At 59.9% G+C, this 20205-nt stretch carries 20 protein-coding genes and 2 tRNA genes; 11 read left to right on the top strand and 11 right to left on the bottom strand.

Annotation, left to right across the window (positions count from 1 at the left end; genetic code table 11):
* Positions 1 to 57 precede the first annotated feature (57 nt).
* Positions 58 to 134, bottom strand: a tRNA-Met gene (locus EJ576_RS16285).
* Positions 135 to 343: 209 nt separating this feature from the next.
* Positions 344 to 420: transfer RNA gene (locus EJ576_RS16280), tRNA-Met, on the bottom strand.
* 280 nt (positions 421 to 700) lie between these two features.
* On the opposite strand from EJ576_RS16280, the gene dinB reads away from it, so the two are divergent.
* On the top strand, positions 701 to 1759 hold the full coding sequence (dinB, locus tag EJ576_RS16275; protein ID WP_122728652.1) for a DNA polymerase IV: 1059 nt from the start codon (positions 701 to 703) through the stop codon (positions 1757 to 1759).
* Positions 1760 to 1889: 130 nt separating this feature from the next.
* Here the strand turns inward: dinB and EJ576_RS16270 are convergent, their stop codons facing one another.
* The 4 genes from EJ576_RS16270 to EJ576_RS16255 all read right to left on the bottom strand — a co-directional run bounded on the left by EJ576_RS16270 (position 1890) and on the right by EJ576_RS16255 (position 6722).
* Positions 1890 to 2843 (bottom strand): hypothetical protein, encoded by a 954-nt coding sequence (locus EJ576_RS16270; RefSeq protein WP_028617799.1) that lies wholly within the window; start codon positions 2841 to 2843, stop codon positions 1890 to 1892.
* Positions 2844 to 2863: 20 nt separating this feature from the next.
* Positions 2864 to 4579 carry a proline--tRNA ligase gene (locus tag EJ576_RS16265; protein WP_033898568.1) on the bottom strand — a complete coding sequence of 572 codons (1716 nt, stop codon included), beginning with the start codon at positions 4577 to 4579 and terminating at the stop codon, positions 2864 to 2866.
* A gap of 198 nt (positions 4580 to 4777) precedes the next feature.
* Positions 4778 to 6310 (bottom strand): AmpG family muropeptide MFS transporter, encoded by a 1533-nt coding sequence (locus EJ576_RS16260; RefSeq protein WP_122728646.1) that lies wholly within the window; start codon positions 6308 to 6310, stop codon positions 4778 to 4780.
* A gap of 43 nt (positions 6311 to 6353) precedes the next feature.
* Positions 6354 to 6722 (bottom strand): MGMT family protein, encoded by a 369-nt coding sequence (locus tag EJ576_RS16255; RefSeq protein ID WP_370468590.1) that lies wholly within the window; start codon positions 6720 to 6722, stop codon positions 6354 to 6356.
* Positions 6723 to 6861: 139 nt separating this feature from the next.
* On the opposite strand from EJ576_RS16255, the gene EJ576_RS16250 reads away from it, so the two are divergent.
* The 5 genes from EJ576_RS16250 to groL all read left to right on the top strand — a co-directional run bounded on the left by EJ576_RS16250 (position 6862) and on the right by groL (position 11497).
* Positions 6862 to 7869: a DUF481 domain-containing protein gene (locus EJ576_RS16250; protein WP_025854818.1), complete on the top strand. Its 1008-nt coding sequence runs from the start codon at positions 6862 to 6864 to the stop codon at positions 7867 to 7869.
* Positions 7870 to 7984: 115 nt separating this feature from the next.
* On the top strand, positions 7985 to 8716 hold the full coding sequence (locus tag EJ576_RS16245; protein WP_126570697.1) for a HugZ family protein: 732 nt from the start codon (positions 7985 to 7987) through the stop codon (positions 8714 to 8716).
* A gap of 66 nt (positions 8717 to 8782) precedes the next feature.
* Positions 8783 to 9259 carry an FxsA family protein gene (locus tag EJ576_RS16240; RefSeq protein ID WP_016975517.1) on the top strand — a complete coding sequence of 159 codons (477 nt, stop codon included), beginning with the start codon at positions 8783 to 8785 and terminating at the stop codon, positions 9257 to 9259.
* A 247-nt stretch (positions 9260 to 9506) separates the two neighbouring features.
* Positions 9507 to 9800 (top strand): co-chaperone GroES, encoded by a 294-nt coding sequence (locus EJ576_RS16235; RefSeq protein WP_003227685.1) that lies wholly within the window; start codon positions 9507 to 9509, stop codon positions 9798 to 9800.
* Positions 9801 to 9850: 50 nt separating this feature from the next.
* Positions 9851 to 11497: a chaperonin GroEL gene (gene groL / locus EJ576_RS16230; protein WP_122728640.1), complete on the top strand. Its 1647-nt coding sequence runs from the start codon at positions 9851 to 9853 to the stop codon at positions 11495 to 11497.
* Positions 11498 to 11570: 73 nt separating this feature from the next.
* Here the strand turns inward: groL and EJ576_RS16225 are convergent, their stop codons facing one another.
* The 3 genes from EJ576_RS16225 to EJ576_RS16215 form a co-directional block, all read right to left on the bottom strand.
* Positions 11571 to 11813, bottom strand: coding sequence for a hypothetical protein (locus EJ576_RS16225; RefSeq protein WP_126570696.1), 243 nt, complete (start codon positions 11811 to 11813; stop codon positions 11571 to 11573).
* 119 nt (positions 11814 to 11932) lie between these two features.
* Complete coding sequence (locus EJ576_RS16220) at positions 11933 to 13231, bottom strand: sensor histidine kinase KdpD (RefSeq protein WP_126570695.1); 1299 nt, start codon at positions 13229 to 13231, stop codon at positions 11933 to 11935.
* Entirely contained in the window at positions 13221 to 13919 is a 699-nt protein-coding gene (locus tag EJ576_RS16215; protein WP_123478488.1) for a response regulator transcription factor, read from the bottom strand. Before EJ576_RS16215 ends, EJ576_RS16220 begins: the two co-directional genes overlap by 11 nt.
* A gap of 252 nt (positions 13920 to 14171) precedes the next feature.
* Between EJ576_RS16215 and colR the strand changes: the two genes are divergently transcribed.
* The 5 genes from colR to EJ576_RS16190 all read left to right on the top strand — a co-directional run bounded on the left by colR (position 14172) and on the right by EJ576_RS16190 (position 17942).
* On the top strand, positions 14172 to 14855 hold the full coding sequence (colR, locus tag EJ576_RS16210; protein WP_016975511.1) for a two-component system response regulator ColR: 684 nt from the start codon (positions 14172 to 14174) through the stop codon (positions 14853 to 14855).
* Positions 14845 to 16119, top strand: coding sequence for a HAMP domain-containing sensor histidine kinase (locus tag EJ576_RS16205; RefSeq protein WP_122728634.1), 1275 nt, complete (start codon positions 14845 to 14847; stop codon positions 16117 to 16119). Before colR ends, EJ576_RS16205 begins: the two co-directional genes overlap by 11 nt.
* A 194-nt stretch (positions 16120 to 16313) precedes the next feature.
* Positions 16314 to 16994 carry a class I SAM-dependent methyltransferase gene (locus EJ576_RS16200; protein WP_028617791.1) on the top strand — a complete coding sequence of 227 codons (681 nt, stop codon included), beginning with the start codon at positions 16314 to 16316 and terminating at the stop codon, positions 16992 to 16994.
* A 4-nt stretch (positions 16995 to 16998) separates the two neighbouring features.
* Complete coding sequence (locus EJ576_RS16195; RefSeq protein ID WP_028617790.1) at positions 16999 to 17718, top strand: lipopolysaccharide kinase InaA family protein; 720 nt, start codon at positions 16999 to 17001, stop codon at positions 17716 to 17718.
* The gene (locus EJ576_RS16190) at positions 17715 to 17942 is read left to right on the top strand and encodes a hypothetical protein (RefSeq protein ID WP_028617789.1); all 228 of its coding nucleotides are present in this window, start codon (positions 17715 to 17717) and stop codon (positions 17940 to 17942) included. The genes EJ576_RS16195 and EJ576_RS16190 overlap by 4 nt, the downstream gene beginning before the upstream one ends.
* 98 nt (positions 17943 to 18040) lie before the next feature.
* Here the strand turns inward: EJ576_RS16190 and EJ576_RS16185 are convergent, their stop codons facing one another.
* Both EJ576_RS16185 and EJ576_RS16180 read right to left on the bottom strand, forming a co-directional pair.
* A complete protein-coding gene (locus EJ576_RS16185) occupies positions 18041 to 19138 on the bottom strand; it encodes a DUF1513 domain-containing protein (RefSeq protein ID WP_126570723.1) in 1098 nt (365 codons plus the stop codon).
* Positions 19139 to 19140: 2 nt separating this feature from the next.
* A complete protein-coding gene (locus EJ576_RS16180) occupies positions 19141 to 20205 on the bottom strand; it encodes an imelysin family protein (RefSeq protein WP_016975505.1) in 1065 nt (354 codons plus the stop codon).

Raw genomic sequence — 20205 nt, 5'->3', positions numbered from 1 at the left:
GAACTTTTTCACCGGATACAAAAAAGGCCACTCTTTCGAGTAGCCTTTTTTGATGTTTGGTTGCGGGAGCCGGATTTGAACCGACGACCTTCGGGTTATGAGCCCGACGAGCTACCAGACTGCTCCATCCCGCGTCTGTGGGCGGCATTCTACAGCCCAACGGCGGGGTGTCAACCGTTAATGGGCTGATGGGTCAAATAAGTGTGAATTTGTCGTTACAGGTTGACCAAGGGCGGTAAGTGCGCGACGAGTAAAGATTTTTTTGTCTTACAATTTTCGTACAGGAAGGAAAAACGAGCAGGCACAAAAAAGGCCACTCTTTCGAGTAGCCTTTTTTGATGTTTGGTTGCGGGAGCCGGATTTGAACCGACGACCTTCGGGTTATGAGCCCGACGAGCTACCAGACTGCTCCATCCCGCGTCTGTGTGTCGGCATTCTACAGAGGAACGCAGGTGTGTCAACCCGTGAATCGAAGAAAAGCGCTTGTGGTTCAATCGGTTAGCTCTCCAAGGTGGCCTCTCGATACCCCGCCAGCCCAGTGTGGCTGAGGGTTTCAGCTCTATCAGCAGGTAAAATTCGATTGAGAAAATAAATTCATCCGGGATTTTTCCTACCGCTCAAGCGGAAGAGTCAAACTACTGGTGCTATATACAGGTGTGAATGCGATACTGGCCACCCGTAGGTACACACCCCCGTTTATATGACGCAGCGCAAAATCATCCACGTCGACTGTGATTGCTTCTACGCCGCCATCGAGATGCGCGATGACCCGAGCCTGGCGCAAAAACCGCTGGCGGTGGGTGGCTCGGCCGACCGGCGCGGGGTGATCGCCACCTGCAACTACGAGGCGCGGGCCTATGGCGTGCGCTCGGCCATGTCGTCACGCCATGCCTTGAAGCTGTGCCCGGACCTGACCATCGTCAAGCCGCGCATGGACGCCTATAAGGAAGCGTCGAAGGAAATCCAGACCATCTTTCGCGACTACACCGACCTGATCGAGCCGTTGTCACTGGATGAAGCCTATCTGGATGTGTCCGACAGCTCGCATTTCGGCGGCAGTGCCACGCGCATTGCCCAGGATATTCGCCGGCGTGTCTCCAACCAGTTGCACATCACCGTGTCCGCCGGCGTGGCGCCGAACAAGTTCCTGGCCAAGATCGCCAGCGATTGGAAGAAGCCCAACGGACTCTTCGTGATCACCCCGGACCAGGTTGAAGACTTTGTCTCGCAGTTGCGCGTGAGCAAGTTGCACGGTGTGGGCAAGGTCACGGCGGACAAACTGGCGCGCCTGGGAATCGAAGACTGCTTGCAGTTGCGCGAGTGGAACAAGCTGGCGTTGGTGCGCGAATTCGGCAGTTTTGGCGAGCGGCTGTGGAGCCTGGCCCGTGGGATCGATGACCGCGTGGTGCAGAACGACAGTCGCCGGCAGTCGATCAGTGTGGAAAATACCTACGACGTGGACCTGCCGGATCTCTCAAGTTGCCTGGCCAAACTCCCCGAACTCATGGAAACCCTGGCCGGACGCATGGCGCGCATCGACAGCAGTTACCGGGCAGGCAAGCCGTTCGTTAAGGTGAAATTTCATGACTTTACCCAGACCACCTTGGAGCAGGCGGGGGCAGGGCGGGATCTGGAGAGTTATCAACAACTGCTGACGCAGGCGTTTAACCGGGGTGGGAAGCCGGTGCGGTTGCTGGGGATTGGGGTGCGGTTGCTGGATTTAAGCAATGGCAACGAACAGCTCGAGTTCTCCTGGTAGAAACCGGAAACCAAATGTGGGAGCGGGCTTGCTCGCGAATGCGTAGTGTCAGTCGATACATGCATCACTGATACACCGCGTTCGCGAGCAAGCCCGCTCCCACATTAAGATTTTCAGCGGTCGAAAAATATCAGCGAGCGCCAGGATCTGCCACCAACCGCCCCGCATCCTTGGTCAACGCCTGCAGGAATTCCTGCTGCAACTCGGGATCATTGCGGGTCAGTTCGATCAGGCTTTGCTCCAGCTCGCTGGCTTCTTCTTCCAGGCCCAGTTCAGACAAGCGCTTGACCCTATGCACCCACTGACTGACTTCGTCATCTTCCAGGTCGTCGTAGATCAGTCCGTGGGCTTCCAGCAACTTGTTGCGCAAGGTGCTGCTGACCGCCAGCGTGGAGTCCGAATGCACGTCGTCCTGGCCATCTTCCACGCTGATCTTCAAGGTCGTGACGCGGTTCAGGTCCTGCTCGGCAAACGGGCTGTCCAACAGGTTCAGGCGCAATACGCCGTTACGGTCGGTGGTCAGCTCATGGACTTGCTTGCCGGCGGTGACTTGCACCGGGCGTTCGCTCCAGGGCAGGCTCGAATACTCCACGCGCTTGTCGCGCTGGACTTCATCAATACCCGCCAGGTTCTGTTGCGCGCGGCCGTGGGACTGCACGTTCATGAACGGGTTTAGGCCGTCCACGCCGTAGATCAGCCAGTCACGCGTCACACTGGTCGGCAGGTTGCCAAGGGCGAATACGTTCACCACATTGGCGCCCGCGCCGGCCACCAGGGCTACGGCACCCAAAGGCATCTCATAGAGTTTGCGCCAGGGCTGGTAGGGCGTGTAGCGGTCGTAACGACGGGTGACTTCGAACTCGGTGACCTCGAAGGTCTTCTGCTCGTGAATGCGGACCCGGCGTTGCGGCAGCTCCAGCACTTTGGGTTCGCCTACATCGATCTGCAGGCTGTGGTCGAGCAACTTACGCTCGACCCGCTCCTCGTGCTCACTGCGTTGCGACATCTGGTTGGCGCAGCCGCTGACCAGCAGGGCGCCGCACAAGGCGGCGCCCCCCAGGGCTCTGGTGTTTCGCTTGAACATGACTTCTCTTGATCTGGTTTTCAGCGACGAATACGCGCCTGAAGGAAAGACAGCACGTCAGCCACCGGCAACGGTTGGGCTTCGGCTTCGGTCCGGCTCTTGTATTCCAGATTGCCATCGGCCAGGCCGCGGTCACTGACCACGATCCGGTGCGGGATGCCAATCAATTCCATGTCGGCGAATTTGATGCCCGGGCTGGTTTTCTTGTCCCGGTCATCCAGCAACACTTCAAAACCGGCGGCCGTCAGATCGGCATACAGTTTGTCGGTGGCTTCGCGTACTTGCTCGGTCTCATAACGCAGTGGCACCAGGGCGATCTGGAACGGCGCCAGGGTGTCGCTCCAGATGATGCCGTTCGCGTCGTTGTTCTGCTCGATGGCAGCGGCAACCACCCGGGAAACGCCAATGCCGTAGCAACCCATTTCCAGGATCACCGGCTTGCCGTTCTCGCCCAGCACTTTGCAGTTCATCGCCTGGCTGTACTTGTTGCCCAGCTGGAAGATGTGCCCGACTTCGATGCCGCGCTTGATTTCCAGGGTGCCCTTGCCATCCGGGCTTGGGTCACCGGCCACCACGTTACGCAGGTCGGCCACCGTCGGAACCGGCAGGTCACGCTCCCAGTTCACGCCGAAGTAGTGCTTGTCGTCGATGTTCGCGCCGATGCCGAAGTCGCTCATCAGCTCGACCGAACGGTCGATGATGATCGGCAGTGGCAGGTTAAGCGGGCCGAGCGAACCTGCGCCGGCGCCAATGGCGTCACGCAGTTCGGCGTCGGTAGCCATGACCAGCGGGCTGGCCACGCCAGGTTGCTGGGCCGCCTTGATTTCGTTGAGTTCGTGGTCGCCACGGATCACCAGGGCGATCAGCTTGCCTTCTTCTTCGGCGCGCACGATCAGGGTCTTGATGGTCTTTTCAATCGGCAGATTGAATTTTTCCACCAGGGCCGCGATGGTCTTGGTCTCAGGTGTGTCCACCAGGCGCAGCTCTTCAGCCGGTGCTGGACGGGAGGTTTCCCGTGGCACGGCTTCGGCTTTCTCGATGTTCGCCGCGTAGTCGGAGCCGTTGCTGAACACGATATCGTCTTCGCCGGACTCGGCCAGTACGTGGAATTCGTGGGAACCGGCGCCGCCGATGGAGCCGTTGTCCGCTTCAACCGGGCGGAACTTCAGGCCCAGGCGCGTGAACACGTTGCAGTAGGCCTGGTGCATGCGGTCGTAGGTGACCTGCAGTGACGCCTGGTCGGCGTGGAACGAGTACGCATCCTTCATGATGAATTCGCGGCCGCGCATCAAACCGAAGCGTGGACGGATTTCGTCACGGAATTTGGTCTGGATCTGATACAGGTTCAGCGGCAGCTGTTTGTAGCTGCTCAGCTCGTTGCGCATCAGATCAGTGATCACTTCTTCGTGGGTCGGGCCGGCGCAGAAGTCGCGGCCATGACGATCCTTGAAGCGCAGCAGCTCAGGGCCGTACTCTTCCCAGCGCCCGGATTCCTGCCACAGTTCAGCCGGTTGGGTACTCGGCATCAACACTTCCAGAGAGCCGGCAGCGTTCATTTCTTCACGAACGATGGCTTCGACCTTGCGCATCACCTTCAAGCCCATGGGCAGCCAGGTGTACAGGCCGGAGGCCAGTTTGCGGATCATACCGGCGCGCAGCATCAGCTGATGGCTGATCACGACCGCGTCGGAAGGCGTTTCTTTCTGTGTGGCGAGCAAATATTGACTGGTACGCATGGTAGGCCGTTGTCGGTTGCTTGGACTTGAAATGACTCTGGATTGTACGGGCGCAAACTGCCGCCGTACAGGCATCAGAATGTAGGGATGTCTGTAGTGAGGGAGCCTGCTCCCGTTCGACAGCGCAGCTGGAGCCGGCTTTTGGGGCTGCTTCGCACCCCAGCGGGAGCAAGCTCCCTCACCACAAAAGCATGTGTGTCAGTCTTCCTGCGGTGGATTCAACCGAATTCGCCGATTCTCCTGAAACCAATGCAGCGCAATCAGCAGCAACGTCGGCACACCCAGCATGCAGGTGATCAGGAAGAAATTGTGATAGCCGAACTTCTCCACCATCACCCCCGAATACCCACCGATCAGCCGCGGCAGCAACAGCATGATCGAGCTGAGCAACGCATATTGGGTGGCTGAGAACTTCAGGTTGGTCAGGCTGGAAAGGTAGGCCACGAATGCGGAGGTCGCCAGCCCTGAGCTGAAGTTATCCAGGGAAATGGTGAAGATCAGCATTTGCAGGTCCGGGCCCATGTCGGCGAGCATCACGAACAGCAGGTTGGTGCCAGCCGAGGCCACACCGCCGATGAACAGGATCGGCAGGATGCCGAAACGCACAATCAGCAGGCCGCCCATGCCGGCGCCAAGCAGGGTCATGATCAGGCCGAAGATCTTGCTGACCCCGGCGATCTGGTCCTTGGTGAAGCCCTGGTCGATGTAGAACACGTTGGCCATCACGCCCATCACGGTGTCGGACATGCGATAGGTAGCGATCAGCCCCAGCAGCAGCAACGCCTGCCAGCGGTAGCGCAGGATAAAGTCATTGACCGGCGTCAGCACCGGCGCCAGGCCACGGCGGCCCATGGCCGAGAGGCATAGGGCGGTGAGCGTTATATAGAGGATGGCCCGCAGGAATGCGCGGTCTTCCATCAGCAAGTCCCACAGGCTCATGCCATGGAACAGCACGCTTTCGAAGTCAGTGTTGAACAGTTGGGTGAACATGGCCGGCACCGACACCAGCAACACGATCAGTACAAACACCGAGACCAACTGATGCACAAAGCTGTAGCGCCCGGCCTGCAATTGAGTGCGCAGTGGCACATTCGGTTCGCGCATGAAGAAGGTGGTCAGCAGCGCCGGGATCATCAGTACCCCGAACAGCACATAGGTGCCGGTCCAGGCCGAGTGTTTATAGTTGAAGCCGGTGGAGCCGAAACCTTCGGCAAAAAATAGTGCGCCCGCTGTGGCGAGCAGGGCTGCAATGCGATAGCCGGACATGTAGCTGGCGGCCAGAGCAGCCTGGCGGCTGTCGTCGGCGATTTCCAGGCGATAGGCGTCGACGGCGATGTCTTGGGTGGCGGACGCAAAGGCGACGATCACGGCAATAGCGATCAGCCAGGACAAGTGTTTCTGCGGGTCGCAAAAACCCATGCCGATCAATCCGAGGATCACCAGCGACTGGGCCAGCACCAGCCAGGAACGGCGGCGGCCGAGTTTGCCGAGCAGTGGTAGGCGCCATTGGTCGAGCAGCGGCGACCACACCCACTTAAAGGCATACGCCAAACCGATCAAGCTCGCATAGCCGATGGTTTCGCGCGCCACACCGGCTTCGCGCAACCACACTGAAAGCGTCGAGAACACCAACATGTAAGGCAGGCCGGCGGCAAAGCCGAGCAACAACAGGACTAACGTCGAGGGGCTGGCATAGGCGGCGAGCGCGGCGCGCCAGGTTTTACGGGGCATGGGCTGGAGTCTGCCTCAGATTTGCGGAAACAAAGCGCGCACTCTAACCGCTGTGCTCTACCGGGCGCCAGCCATGGCGCTGAATATCAACGCGATTGTTGCGGACAGTGACGCCTTCATCGCGCAAACGCGCGCGTTGCTCGTCACCCGAGGCACTGCCCACCGGCAGACTTATCCGACCGCCGGCACCCAGCACGCGGTGCCAAGGTAGCTTGGTGTCTTCGGGAAGCTGGCTTAGCGTACGGCCAACCCAGCGCGCCGCACGCCCAAGACCTGCCAGGTGGGCCAGCTCGCCGTAGCTCACCACGCAGCCTGCGGGCACTTGGGCCAGGGTCAGGTAGAGCGCGGTGCGGCGCATTTCGGCGGGGCTTTGTGGTGTTTCGGCGGGCTGATTCACGCTAGGCATATCCATTGATACCGACGGTACAATTGTAGGAAAAGTCTGTAAGTGTGCTGATGAGAATTGAACTCAACATAAATCCTTGAGTCAGTCCTAGCTATCTAACACGATGTTCGCCCTTTTTCGCCAACCTTGAGCTCCTTATCCGCTTATGCTGTCCAGAACCCTGCTGTGCCTCGCTGTTTTCAGCGCCTCCACGCCTTTGCTGGCCGATACCGTCTGGTTGAAAAACGGTGACCGCCTGACGGGCAAGATCAAGGTCTTCGACGGTGGCAAGCTGCTGATCCAAACCGATTACGCAGGCGCCATCCCGGTAGACTGGAAACAGGTGAAAACCCTGGAGAGCGACCAGGAGCTGCTGGTCAAGCAGGACGCTTATACCGGCGAGAAGGCCAAGTCCCTGAAAGCGGCGGACGATGGCAAAGTGGTCCTGGCCAACGGCGAAGCGCCCAAGACCGTCGAACTGGCCAGCATCCAGCAGATCATCAAGCCCAAGCCGGTGGTCGAAGACCTAGTGTGGAAGGGCAATGTAGACATGGCGCTGGACTATAAACGCGCCGATAAAGACACCAACGACTACGACATCGACTTCAAGACCACCGCCCGCCATGGTCAATGGCGCCATACCGGGCAGGGCGAGTACAACCGCGAGTTCCAGGACGACGTCACCACCACCGACAACTGGGCCCTGGAATACGACCTCGACCGTTTCCTGACCGAGCACTGGTTCTGGCAGGGGCGCTTGACCTACAAGCGCGACAAGGTTGAAGACCTGTCCCGTCAGCGCACCGTCGGCACGGGCCCGGGCTATCAGTTCTGGGACGATGAGTTGGGCGCGTTCTCCCTGGGCTCGCTGGTCAACCGCACCGACTATGAATACGCCGACGGCGGCAAGGACAACTTCTATTCCCTGGCCATGAAGTGGAATTACAACCGCTACCTGGTGGGCAAGACCGTCGAGTTCTTCACCAACGGCGAAGTGGGCAAGCCCATCGGCGGTCCGGCGGAATACTCGTTGGACGCAGAAATGGGCCTGCGCTACAAGGTCACCGAGTGGGCGTCGCTCAACCTCAAGGCCGAACGCGACGTTATCAGTGGAGACTCCGACAGCAGCCTGAGCAAAACCCGCTATACCGCAGGCTTTGGCGTGGCCTGGTAACACGGGCGTACAAAACCTGCTTGGCAACCTTTGCCGATAATGATTACCTTGCGTTGAGATTCATTCCCATAGGCCCATAGGTCATGGGGCGGCTGAATACCCGAGGAGTCATACGTTGAGCGCACAGGTTGCCAAGAACGCCCGAGAGCTGTTGCTCAAGGAATACCGTGGGGCTCTCGCCACACAGTCCAAAGCCATGCCCGGCTTCCCTTTCGGTTCGGTAGTGCCGTATTGCCTGGACGAGCAGGGCCACCCGCTGATCCTGATCAGTCGCATTGCCCAACATACTCACAACCTGCAGAAAGACCCCAAGTGTTCGCTGCTGGTGGGTGAGCGCGAGGCGGATGACGTGCAGGCCGTCGGGCGCCTGACCTACCTGGCTGAAGCCGAAAAACTGGAGGAGGGCGCTGCCATCGAGGCGGCGGCCGAGCGTTATTACCGCTACTTCCCCGATTCAGCCAACTACCACAAGGCTCACGATTTCGACTTCTGGGTGCTCAAGCCGGTGCGTCACCGGTATATCGGTGGTTTTGGCGCGATTCACTGGGTCGATCAGTTGACGTTGGCCAACCCGTTTGCGGGCAGGGCCGAGCGCAGCATGATCGAACACATGAACAGCGATCACACCAAGGCCATTGCCCATTACGTCGACCTCACCGGTTTGCCGACTTCCGAGCCTGCCCAGTTGGCCGGTATCGACAGCGAAGGCATGCACTTGCGTATAGGCCAATCCTTATATTGGTTGCCGTTTGCGGAGTCTTGCAACACGCCGACACAAGTACGCGAGGCCTTGGTTTCATTGGCTCACGCCGAGGTCTGGCCGAAAAAAGAAGCCGCTGACGCTTGAATTCACGAAACGGCGACGTCATCTAAGGTGGACTGGCAAGGCATTCTTGCGTTGAGGAACCATTTGATGCGCCCTTTTTTGTTGCTCTTTCTGCTGTTCCCGGTGTTGGAGCTGTTCGTATTCGTTCAAGTCAGCAGTGCGATCGGCTTTTTCCCGGCCCTGTTGCTGATCATTCTCGGCTCGATGCTCGGCGTTCTGGTGCTGCGCGTCGCCGGCCTGGCCACGGCGCTGCGTGCCCGTGAAAGCCTGAACCGGGGCGAACTGCCCGCGCAAACCATGCTTGAAGGCCTGATGATGGCTCTGGCCGGTGGCCTGCTGATCCTGCCGGGTTTCATCAGCGACGTGGTCGGCCTGGTGATGTTGCTGCCGTTCACCCGCAAATTGCTGGCAGGCAAGATGCGCCAGCGCGCCGAAGAGGCAGCGATTCGCCAGCGTGCGTTCGCCGATGACCTGCAACCCCGTGGCGGTCCGGCCCCGCGCCAGCCGCTGGGGCGTGAAGGTGATGTGATCGAAGGTGAGTTCGAGCACCGCGACAGCAAATAACCGCTTAGCTGGCACGGCACCTCTGGGTGCCGTGCTGCTTTCAGTCGTCGGCACACGCAAAAAATTTACGCCACGGCCCCTTGTAATAAGCTTATGCGCCCTTATGTAACGGTCACCGCAAGGTTTCTGGTGGTGACACTAGACAGACTTCCGCGTCTCGCTTTGCGAGCCGCGACCGGCACCGCCGGAATTTAACCCGCCGGAATTGATACCGGCCGATGAAAAACACAATTAGGAGAGATCGACAATGAAGCTTCGTCCTCTGCACGACCGCGTCGTAATCCGTCGTAGCGAAGAAGAAAAGAAAACCGCTGGCGGTATCGTTCTGCCAGGTTCGGCTGCTGAAAAAGCCAACCACGGTGTGATCGTCGCTGCGGGCCCAGGCAAAACCCTGGAAAACGGTGAAGTGCGTGCTCTGGCCGTTAAAGTCGGTGACAAGGTTGTATTCGGCCCTTACTCCGGCAGCAACACTGTGAAAGTTGACGGCGAAGACCTGCTGGTCATGGCTGAGAACGAGATTCTCGCCGTACTGGAAGGCTGATTCCCCCGCTCATTTTCCCGTTACTCCAAAGTATTTAAGGATTATCGATCATGGCTGCTAAAGAAGTTAAATTCGGCGATTCCGCCCGCAAGAAAATGCTCACCGGTGTCAACATCCTGGCTGACGCAGTAAAAGCGACCCTGGGCCCGAAAGGCCGTAACGTGATCATCGAGAAGAGCTTCGGCGCTCCGACCATCACCAAGGACGGCGTTTCTGTAGCCAAAGAAATCGAACTGGAAGACCGTTTCGAAAACATGGGCGCGCAGCTGGTCAAAGACGTTGCCTCCCGTGCCAACGATGACGCAGGCGACGGCACCACCACCGCTACCGTCCTGGCTCAGGCCATCGTCAACGAAGGCTACAAAGCCGTCGCTGCCGGTATGAACCCAATGGACCTGAAGCGCGGTATCGACAAGGCGACCATCGCTATCGTTGCCGAGCTGAAAAACCTGTCCAAGCCATGCGCTGACACCAAGGCTATCGCTCAGGTAGGCACCATCTCCGCCAACTCCGACAGCTCCATCGGCGACATCATTGCCGAAGCCATGGAAAAAGTCGGCAAAGAAGGCGTGATCACCGTTGAAGAAGGCACTGGCCTGGAAAACGAACTGTCGGTTGTTGAAGGCATGCAGTTCGACCGTGGCTACCTGTCCCCGTACTTCGTCAACAAGCCAGAAACCATGGTTGCCGAGCTGGACAGCCCGCTGATCCTGCTGGTCGACAAAAAGATCTCCAACATCCGCGAAATGCTGCCAGTGCTGGAAGCCGTTGCCAAAGCCGGCCGCCCACTGCTGATCGTTTCCGAAGACGTTGAAGGCGAAGCCCTGGCGACTCTGGTTGTGAACAACATGCGTGGCATCGTTAAAGTCGCAGCCGTCAAGGCTCCAGGCTTCGGCGACCGTCGCAAGGCCATGCTGCAGGACATCGCCGTTCTGACCGGCGGTACCGTTATCTCCGAAGAGATCGGCCTGAGCCTGGAAAGCGCTACCCTGGAAAACCTGGGCAGTGCCAAGCGCGTGACCATCTCCAAAGAAAACACCATCATCGTTGACGGTGCTGGCGTTGAGCAGGATATCCAGGCTCGCATCACCCAGATCCGTGCCCAGGTTGCTGAGACTTCGTCCGACTACGACCGTGAAAAACTGCAAGAGCGTCTGGCCAAGCTGTCCGGCGGCGTTGCAGTGATCAAGGTTGGCGCCGGTTCCGAAGTTGAAATGAAAGAGAAGAAAGCCCGCGTTGAAGACGCCCTGCACGCAACCCGCGCAGCCGTTGAAGAAGGCGTGGTACCTGGCGGTGGCGTTGCGCTGATCCGTGCTCTGGAAGCCCTGGCCAACCTGACCGGCGACAACGCTGACCAGAACGTCGGTATTGCCGTACTGCGTCGCGCTGTTGAAGCACCACTGCGCCAGATCGCTGCCAACTCCGGCGACGAGCCAAGCGTTGTGGTCAACGAAGTCAAGAACGGCAAAGGTAACTACGGTTACAACGCTGCGACTGGCGTCTACGGCGACATGATCGAAATGGGCATCCTGGACCCTACCAAGGTGACTCGTTCCGCGCTGCAAGCAGCATCCTCCATCGGCGGCCTGATCCTGACCACCGAAGCTGCGATCGCTGATGCACCGAAGAAAGAAGGCTCGGCTGGCGGCGGTATGCCAGACATGGGCGGCATGGGTGGCATGGGCGGCATGATGTAAGCCAGCCTTACCCGGCTAATAAAAAACCCGCCTGCAGTGATGCAGGCGGGTTTTTTTATGGGCGACTGTTCGCTCAGCCGATCCCGCGTCGTCGCAATAGCTTCTTGAACGTCATCCCGCGGGCCAGGGTGGGTTGGCCGATAAAGAGCACACGTGCAGCGGACCACGGTGCAGTCGCACTGTCGAAAGGCTCTTCGGTAGGCACATGTGCGGTTGTGCTGGGTATGGGCCGCCCCCAGTGGTAGGCCAGCAGTGAACTGGCGGCGATACACAGCGACAGCATCAACGTGGGCAAATGTTTCTTGGGGGGACGCATGAACGGGCTCTCCAACCGGATCCAAAGGACGGGACCCAGGGTGCAGGGGCTTTCCTGGATCAGGTGGCGAGATTACGGAGAATGCCAGCGGTGCACTGTCACAGGCTGTAACACGTTGGTTACTGGGGGCGTAGGGGCAGGATCAGGGTCAGACGTGCACCGCCCAGCGGGCTGCGCGCAACGGATAATTCACCGCGATGCCATTGGGTCGCGCGCTTGGCCAGTGCCAGGCCGAGGCCGAAGCCGCCGGGCTCATCGCCGCCCATGGCCAGGCGCACAAACGGTTCGAATACCTTTTCGCGGTTTTCGGCGAGGATGCCAGGGCCGTCGTCGTCCACATGTAGCACAAGATGGTGCTCATCTTCGCAGGCAGCGCTGACGCACACTTGGTCGCGGGCATAGGTAATCGCGTTGCTTAACAGGTTGCGCACGATCAAATGCAGCAAGGCGCGGTCGCCGATCAGTTGCAGATCCGCCGGTTCCGTCTCCAGGCTAAGGCGGCGATGGTGCCCGTCGAGCAAGGCGAACTCCTGATGCAGCCAATCACGGATTGGAATGGGTTCATGCTGCAGGTCGGTGGGCGCACCGCCCATCCGGGCAAAGGCCAGGCTGGCGCGGACCAGGGCTTCGAGTTCTTCCACATCGGTTTGCAAGCGTTCCTGCAGGCGCGTGCGCGTGAGGGGATCGTCGCTTTTGCTCAGCAGGGTCAAGGCGAAACGCATTCGTGCCAGAGGCGTGCGCAGTTCGTGGGAAACGGCTTGGGACACCTCCCGGTGACGCTCGCTCATGGCGGTAATGTCCTGCGCATGTTGTTGCACGGTTTGCAGCAACGGCGTCCATTCCTTGCCCATGGCCGGCAGCATGGCGTTGGGCGTGCGAGCCAGGGTGCCCAGGCAGGCATTGAGTGCTTCTACATCGGCGCTGCGCTGGCGGCGTGCGCGCAGACCCAGCCACATCCACAGCACCAGCGGCAGGCCGGCCACGCACGCGGTGATGCCATAGACCGGGAATTGCAGGAGGTCCTTGACCTCAGCCGTTCCCCACATCGGGCCGAACTGGATCAGGGTAGTGTCGTCGAGCGGAAAGTAAGTGATGTCTTCATCGCTGCTCTGCGCCGGTTGTTGGTGTTTGAGCATGATCAGGGCTTCGGGCGGCAGTTCGATCGCGTCCAGTTTGACCAGGCTGATCGGGTACTGGAAGCGCGCACGCAACGCGTCCATGCGCGCTTCACGCTGCTCGGCCGGCAAGGGCTTGAGCTGCTCCGCCACCAGGTAGCCGGGCCCGGCCATCAAGCGCAAAAAGCTGTACTCGCCGACAAACACCGAGGCATTCGCGCACAACCACAACAAATAAAAGGTCAACGCGCCCCAACTGGTGCCCGCCACGATTGCCATCCAGGGCCGCACCTTAGAGAGCATGTCGGGCGCCTTGTGGGATTTCGACAAACAGGTAGCCCTGGGCCGTGATGGTCTGGATGGTCACCGGGCAGCCCAGGCTCATCAGCTTCTTGCGCAGACGCGAGACGCGCATGTCCACCGAACGATTGAGGCCGTCGTATTCCAGGCCACGCAGGCTTTGCAGGAGTTGTTCCCGGGTCAGCAACACCCCGCAATGGCGGGCGAAGATCGTGAGTAAGTCGAACTCGGCCACCGAAAACTGCAAGGGCACCTCATCGAGCCAGGCGAAATGGTTGCTGAGGTCCAATCGAAACGTGCCCCACTGGTAATACGCACGCGGGGCTTGCGGATGGCGACGCAGCAACGAGCGGATCCGGGCCAGCAATAGCAACGGGTCGACCGGCTTGACCACATAGTCGTCCGCGCCGACGTTGAACCCGGTCAATTGCTCGGCGTTCTCGTCCAGCGCCGTCATCATCAGGATCAAGCCGGGGTAGTGGTCGCGGATCTGTCGGCACAGGGTAAAGCCGTCGATGCCCGGCAACATTACATCCAGGATCAGCAACGCCGGCTGTTCGTCGCGTATACGCTGGGCCGCGCGGTCGCCGCGATGTTCCACCGCGACGCTAAAACCTTCGGCGCGCAGAAACTCGGCGGTCAGGGCGGCCAGAGGGCGGTCATCTTCGATCAGCAGCAGCGTGTCGGACATGAAAGGGCGTCGTCGCCGGAGAATGGGCGCAAGTGTTACGCCCTTGAATAGGGGAGGCAAGGGCCGTTTGTTTGGCGGCCATTTTAGCGCTGGCCCTGTCATCGGTTTGTGAAGCTATAGTGAAAATCTCGTTCAACTAAAATATCGGTTGAAAAGCTTAATCGACGGGCCTCACAGGCCTATCCCTGAGCCACACTTGGCCTTAAGCTGCGCGAGCCAACACGGCCGTTACCGCGTACGGAGACACTGCCCATGCGAATTCTATTGGTTGAAGACAACCGCGATATTCTGGCCAACCTGGCCGATTACCTGGGGCTAAAAGGCTATACCGTGGACTGTGCGCAGGACGGTTTGTCGGGCCTGCACCTGGCCGCTACCGAGCATTACGACCTGATCGTGCTCGACATCATGTTGCCCGGCATCGATGGCTACACCCTGTGCAAACGCCTGCGCGAAGATGCGCGCCGCGATACGCCGGTGATCATGCTCACCGCCCGCGACCAATTGGATGACCGGCTGCAGGGCTTCAAGTCCGGCGCCGATGACTACCTGCTCAAGCCGTTTGCCCTGTCCGAACTGGCCGCGCGCATCGAAGCCGTATTGCGCCGCGCCCAGGGTGGCGGTCGTCGCGCCCTGCAAGTCGCCGACCTGCATTACGACCTCGATACCCTGGAGGTGACCCGTGAAGGCCGCCTGCTCAAGCTCAATCCGGTCGGCCTGAAGCTGCTGGCGGTGTTGATGCAGAAGAGCCCGCACGTGCTGCGCCGCGAAATCCTTGAAGAAGCGCTGTGGGGCGACGACTGCCCGGACAGCGACAGCCTGCGCAGCCATGTCCATCAATTGCGCCAAGTGATCGACAAGCCGTTCGCCAAGCCACTGCTGCAAACGGTGCACGGCGTAGGTTATCGCCTGGCTGAGGGTCGAGATGGAGTTTAAGCAAAGCCTTGCCCAACGGATCATCATTGCCTTTGCCTTGATGAGTGCGTTGGTGGCGGGAGCCTTCGCCATGGGCATTGTCGCGACAGTGCACCTGGTGGAAGAGAAGCTGATTTCGGCGGGCCTGGGCGGTGACCTGCAACGCTTGCTGCTGATGGACACGGTCGAAGACTGGCGGCACCGGCCCGAGCCGGATCAGCTGTTTTACTTCAGTGGTGGCCCTGGCGATTTTGAGTTGCCCAAGGATTTGCGCCACCTTGAACCCGGTTTCCATGAAGTGTTCCGCGAAGCGCTGTCGTACCACGCCATGGTCGAAGTGGTCGATGGCCGGCGCTACGTGCTGCTGCAGGATCAAAGCGATTTTGAAGAGCGCGAGCGCGTGCTGTTTGCCGTGGTGCTGGTGGGTTTCGTACTCAGCCTGGCGCTGGCGGTGTTCCTGGGTTGGGTGCTGGCGCGCAAAGTCATGGCGCCGGTTGTGCGGCTGGCCCGCCAGGTGCGCCACCGTGACCAACTGCTGGGCCTGGCACCGCCGCTGGCGCCGGACTACGCAGCGGATGAAGTGGGTGAGTTGGCCGTGGCCTTCGATGCCACGCTGGGGCGCCTGCGTCAGGCGCTGTCCCGTGAGCAGTTGTTTACCAGCGATGTGAGCCACGAATTGCGCACGCCGTTAATGGTATTGGCCAGCTCTTGCGAACTGCTGCTGGAAAACCCGGCCATTGACCAGCGGGGGCGTAACCAGGTGCTGCGTATCGCCCGGGCTTGCGAAGAGATGCGCGAACTGGTGCAGACCTTTCTGATGCTGGCCCGTGCCCAGCACGATGAATCGGCCATGTCGCAGCAGGTCAGCCTCGCGCAGGTGGCCGATGATCTGCTCGGCATCTGGCGCGAGCCCATCGAGCAAAAAGGCCTGGAGCTGATCTACAACCCCGGTAACCCTTTGGATACGCGCTATAACACCACCTTCCTGCACGCCGTCATGGGCAACCTTCTGCGCAACGCCCTGCATTACACCGAGCAAGGGTTTATCCGCCTGACCCTGGAACCCACGGGCTTTGTGGTGGAAGACAGCGGCGTCGGTATTCCCGAAGACAAACGTGAGGCGATGTTCGAGCCGTTTGTACGCGGCAGCGAGAAGCGTGGAGAAGGCCTGGGCCTGGGGCTGTCACTGGTCCAGCGTATCTGCGAGAACCAGGGCTGGACTGTGAGTCTCAGCACCATGGAGCCCAACGGCTGCCGCTTTCATGTGCAACTGAGTCAGGTCTAGGCCTGACTTCACCCTCTGCCGTTATCCTGCCAGAGATCCCGGTAAATCGGCGAAGATGGCCCCATGCTATTGCTTGTGTCTGTAAAGTCTTGAAATGTATGAGATTGGACAGGACAAGTTTTTCACAACGGGTTGACCTGTTGATCACAGTGCGCTGGTTACTTTTGTAGGCATCAGCAACTGGAGATCCGTTGATGTCTACCCCGATCAAACTCGAATTTTCCGAAAAGTACGACGACGAGCACGCGCAGAATTATTTGCTCAAACATCAGGACAATCTGGCCCGTCGACTGTCTCACAAACGCGATGAGCAACTGGCCCGTGGCGCTTTGGCGATGGCCGGCGAGCCGGGGCTGGTGTTGGATCTGCCGTGCGGTGCGGGGCGCTTCTGGCCATTGTTGGCGGAAAAACCCAATCGCGTGATTATCGGCGCGGACAACTCGGCCTCCATGTTGAAGGTCGCGACGGTCGCCCAGCCCGCTGACGTCGTGAAACGGGTACGACCTTTGCAGACTTCTGCCTTTGATATCGATCTACCGGATAACGCTGTCGACAGTATTTTCTGTATGCGCCTGATGCACCACATTGGTGATCCAGCGCATCGGTTGGCGATACTGCGGGAGTTTCAGCGTGTTACACGTGACAGCGTGATCCTTTCGCTGTGGGTGGACGGCAATTTCAAGGCCTGGAAGCGCAAGCGCACCGAACTGAAACGTCGCAAGAAGGGTGAGCAGGAAGGTTACCAAAACCGGTTTGTGTTACCGGCTGCTACTGTTGAAGCAGAATTCGAGGAAGCCGGTTTTCGTGTCCAGGAGTCCCTGGACTTCATACCGCTCTACGCCATGTGGCGAGTGTATGTATTGCGCAAGAGGTAACAGGATGGCAGTTGAGTGCATAGCAGGCAGTCATGTAGCTCCCGAAGAACGATTTGATTACTTCTGGCGCCAGCAGGGCGAATGGGTTGAAGAACCCAACCGTCGGCGAGGTGGAGAAAGCGGCGTGCAGCGCGTGATGAGCGCCAATGGACGTTTGCTTTACAGCAAGCGTCAGACCGGACATATCTACCGCAGTTGGTTACACCCGTTTGGCCGTCCCACCGTGTTGCGTGAGCGGGATGCGATCAAGGGCCTGCGCCTGTTGGATGTACGCGTGCCCGAAATGGTTTTTTGCGAGGCGCGCCGCGACCCTGAGCACCGCTGGCAGGCACTGCTGGTGACCGCAGCCCTCGACGGCTTCGACGAAATCGAAAACTGGTACGCCGCCGGTGGTCGTGAACAGTACGGCGAGTTGGTGCATGAGCGCGTGCTCAAGGAATTGGCCGGTACCCTGGCGCGTATGCACCGGGGGCGCTGGCAGCATGGTTGCCTGTATATCAAGCACATTTTTGTAAGGGTGACTGGCCAGGGCGACTCGGCCAACGTCGAAGTGGCGCTGCTGGATTTCGAGAAATGCCGCCAGCGCTTGACCGCTTATCGGGCCGCTTCCCATGACATGCTGCAACTGCGCCGCCATTCGTCGTGGAATGACGCGGACTGGAAGAAACTCAGCTACTTTTACGAGACGGCGTTTGGCAGCGCTATCAAGGGTTTAACCAGATGAAGCTAGAAATAGCACGAGGTTTGTTTTTGGTCGGGGCGCTGGGCGTTGCAGCCTTGGCGCTGGCGGCCTGGGAACAGCCTCGCACACAGGTGCTCAGTGCAACGCAGGGTGGCGCGCAATGCCTGTTGCCGCGCGTCGCCAAGGCGAGCACTGCGGCCAAGCCTGATCATGAGTTGTTGCTGTTCATGTTCGGCATGTCTCAAGGGATGAGGCCACAGAGTTGAAACGATTCAAACCCCCAGGAAAGGGCCTTGCGATGCGAGGCCCTTTTTTTTCACCAAATTTTATCTGCTTTGGCCTGCGGTCTATAGACATAAACCCGTCAAATCAGATGCAGATGGTTATCCCAGAGCCCTGCCGGCAATTCCAACGGTTTTGCTACCAACGGTTTCTGGCGGCAATCGTAGAACCGGCAACGGCCTTGGCCGGAGGTCACGACAAAGCCATCCTCGACTGCGCCGACTCCAGCACAGTCGGGTAGCGGTCCATCCAGGCGCAACTCGCCACTGTCCATGTCCCAGATAAAGAAGCGGTTGCCCCGAGGAGCCGTCAACGCGACCAGGCGCAACTCGCTGTGTACCGCGACGCTAGCGGTGTAGTGCCCCATGGCCTGCAACTGCTCATCGGCCACCGGGAACGCCACGAATGGCTGGCCCGGCCGTTTGATTGCCAACAACTCGGAACGCTCCTGTGACGCCCCCATGAACTGCTGTCCGGTAAGGATAGTACCGTCGCTGGCGATCCCCATATGGCGCACGCTGTTCATCTGCTGGCCCAGGGTTTCCTTGCTGATCAGCGTGCCATCGCGGTGCATCAGCACCAGGCTTGGCTCCATGGCGTTGAGGTTCATTTCCACGCGGCTTTCGGCTTCGGTGCGAATGCCGCCGTTGGCGACCACCAGCGTCTCACCGTCGGGCATCCACGACACTTGGTGCGGGCCGATGCCGTGGGTGGAGATCTCGCCGGTATGCACCAGCCGCTCGCCTTCGAACCTGTACACGCCGAGCAGGCCACGGCCGGGGTCGGTCGTGTCGTTCTCGGTGGCGTACAGCCAGTCGCCGCTCTTGTGAATGACCGCGTGGCCATAGAAGTGGCGATTGGCCTTGGAGGTGATGGTTTGCAGCAGCGTGCCATCGCGCAGGTCGATCAGGTAACTCTCGGTGCCCGGGCGACGGGCGACAAACAGCGCAATCGGCAGCGTCGGGTGGTCGATGATGTCGTGGCAGCGTTGGCCGACCTGGGTGGCAAACACTTGCTTGCCGTCCAGGCGATAGCCCACGGCGTAGTGCTTGCCGTCTGCATCATCCCGCGCCGACAGCAGCAGCGGGCCCTTGTCTTTCCCTTTGAACAGCGTCCAGCCGCCCAAAGTGAGTGCACTGAGCAGCACGCTGCCAACCGCCAAAGCCTGTCGCCTGAGCATCATCAGTCACCGTCGTTGGCGTTAAAGCCCAGTTGGATACCCAGCGCCTTGGCCAATTCGCCTTCGTGCAGACGGTGGACGACGTTGAGGCTGTCGTAGATATCGTTGAGCTGCTGGCGCCCGGCGTCGTCGGCCAGCAGTTCATTGAGGGTGCGCTGGTTGCTGGCGAACAGTTTGAGGGACGCGGCATAGGCGGCGTCGATCTTGTCGGCCAACGGCTTCTGTTCGGACGGCAGCAGGCCACGCAGGCCTTTGTTGTCGACGCCGACCCATACGGTCTGGGCGGCGGCGAGGCTGGCTTCGAGGCTTTGCAGGGACGACTGGCTGCGCCATGCATCGGCTTGGAATGGCTGCGGGATGCCCTTGGTCTGGCGGCCCATCGGCGTGCCAAGTTTTTTCTTCAGGGTGTCCAGTGCGGTCACTTGGACGCGCAGCAGATCGGCAATGGCTTCGTGGGAATCGGCGTAACGCTGGTTCGGAAACTTGGTCATCTGCGCCAGCATGCCGTCGGTGCTGTTCCAGCTGGCCAGGATTTCTTCGGCCAGGGCCTTCTGACGGTCGCCGATGGCCACCAGCAGCGGGCAGTAACGGGCCTTTTGCGCATCGTCGGCAATATCGGTCTTGGCGTCATAGAGGATGTATTCGTAGGCCGACAGGCCTTGCACCACCACGCTGGACTTGGCCAGGGCGGCGCCATCGATCTGCGGCTGGCTGGCGACCAACTGCTCGACCTGGCGGCCGACCAGGTTCTTCTTGTCTGGCCAGAACTGCACCTGCCACGAACGGTTGCCTTCGGCCAGCGGGCCGATCAACAGCGGTTGCAGCTCGGCCCAGGCCTTTTGCGCATGCAGGAAGTCGGCACGGGCAGTGTCCAGGCTCTCTTTGCCTTGGCAGTAGGCCAGGGCGCTGACGGCCAGTTGGCGGTCGGCTTCGACCCAACGGCTGTAGGTCGGCAGGATCACTTGCTTGGCAATGGCCGCCGAGGTCACCGCTTGCGGGTCTTGCGGCGAGCAGGCGCCGAGGGCGAGGGCGGCCAGGCTGGTGAACAACAACTTGGGACGGAACAT

It is taken from the genome of Pseudomonas sp. C 49-2 (genome assembly GCF_003970195.1).
GTDB lineage: Bacteria > Pseudomonadota > Gammaproteobacteria > Pseudomonadales > Pseudomonadaceae > Aquipseudomonas > Aquipseudomonas canadensis.
This window is presented reverse-complemented; position numbering and strand designations above follow the sequence as displayed.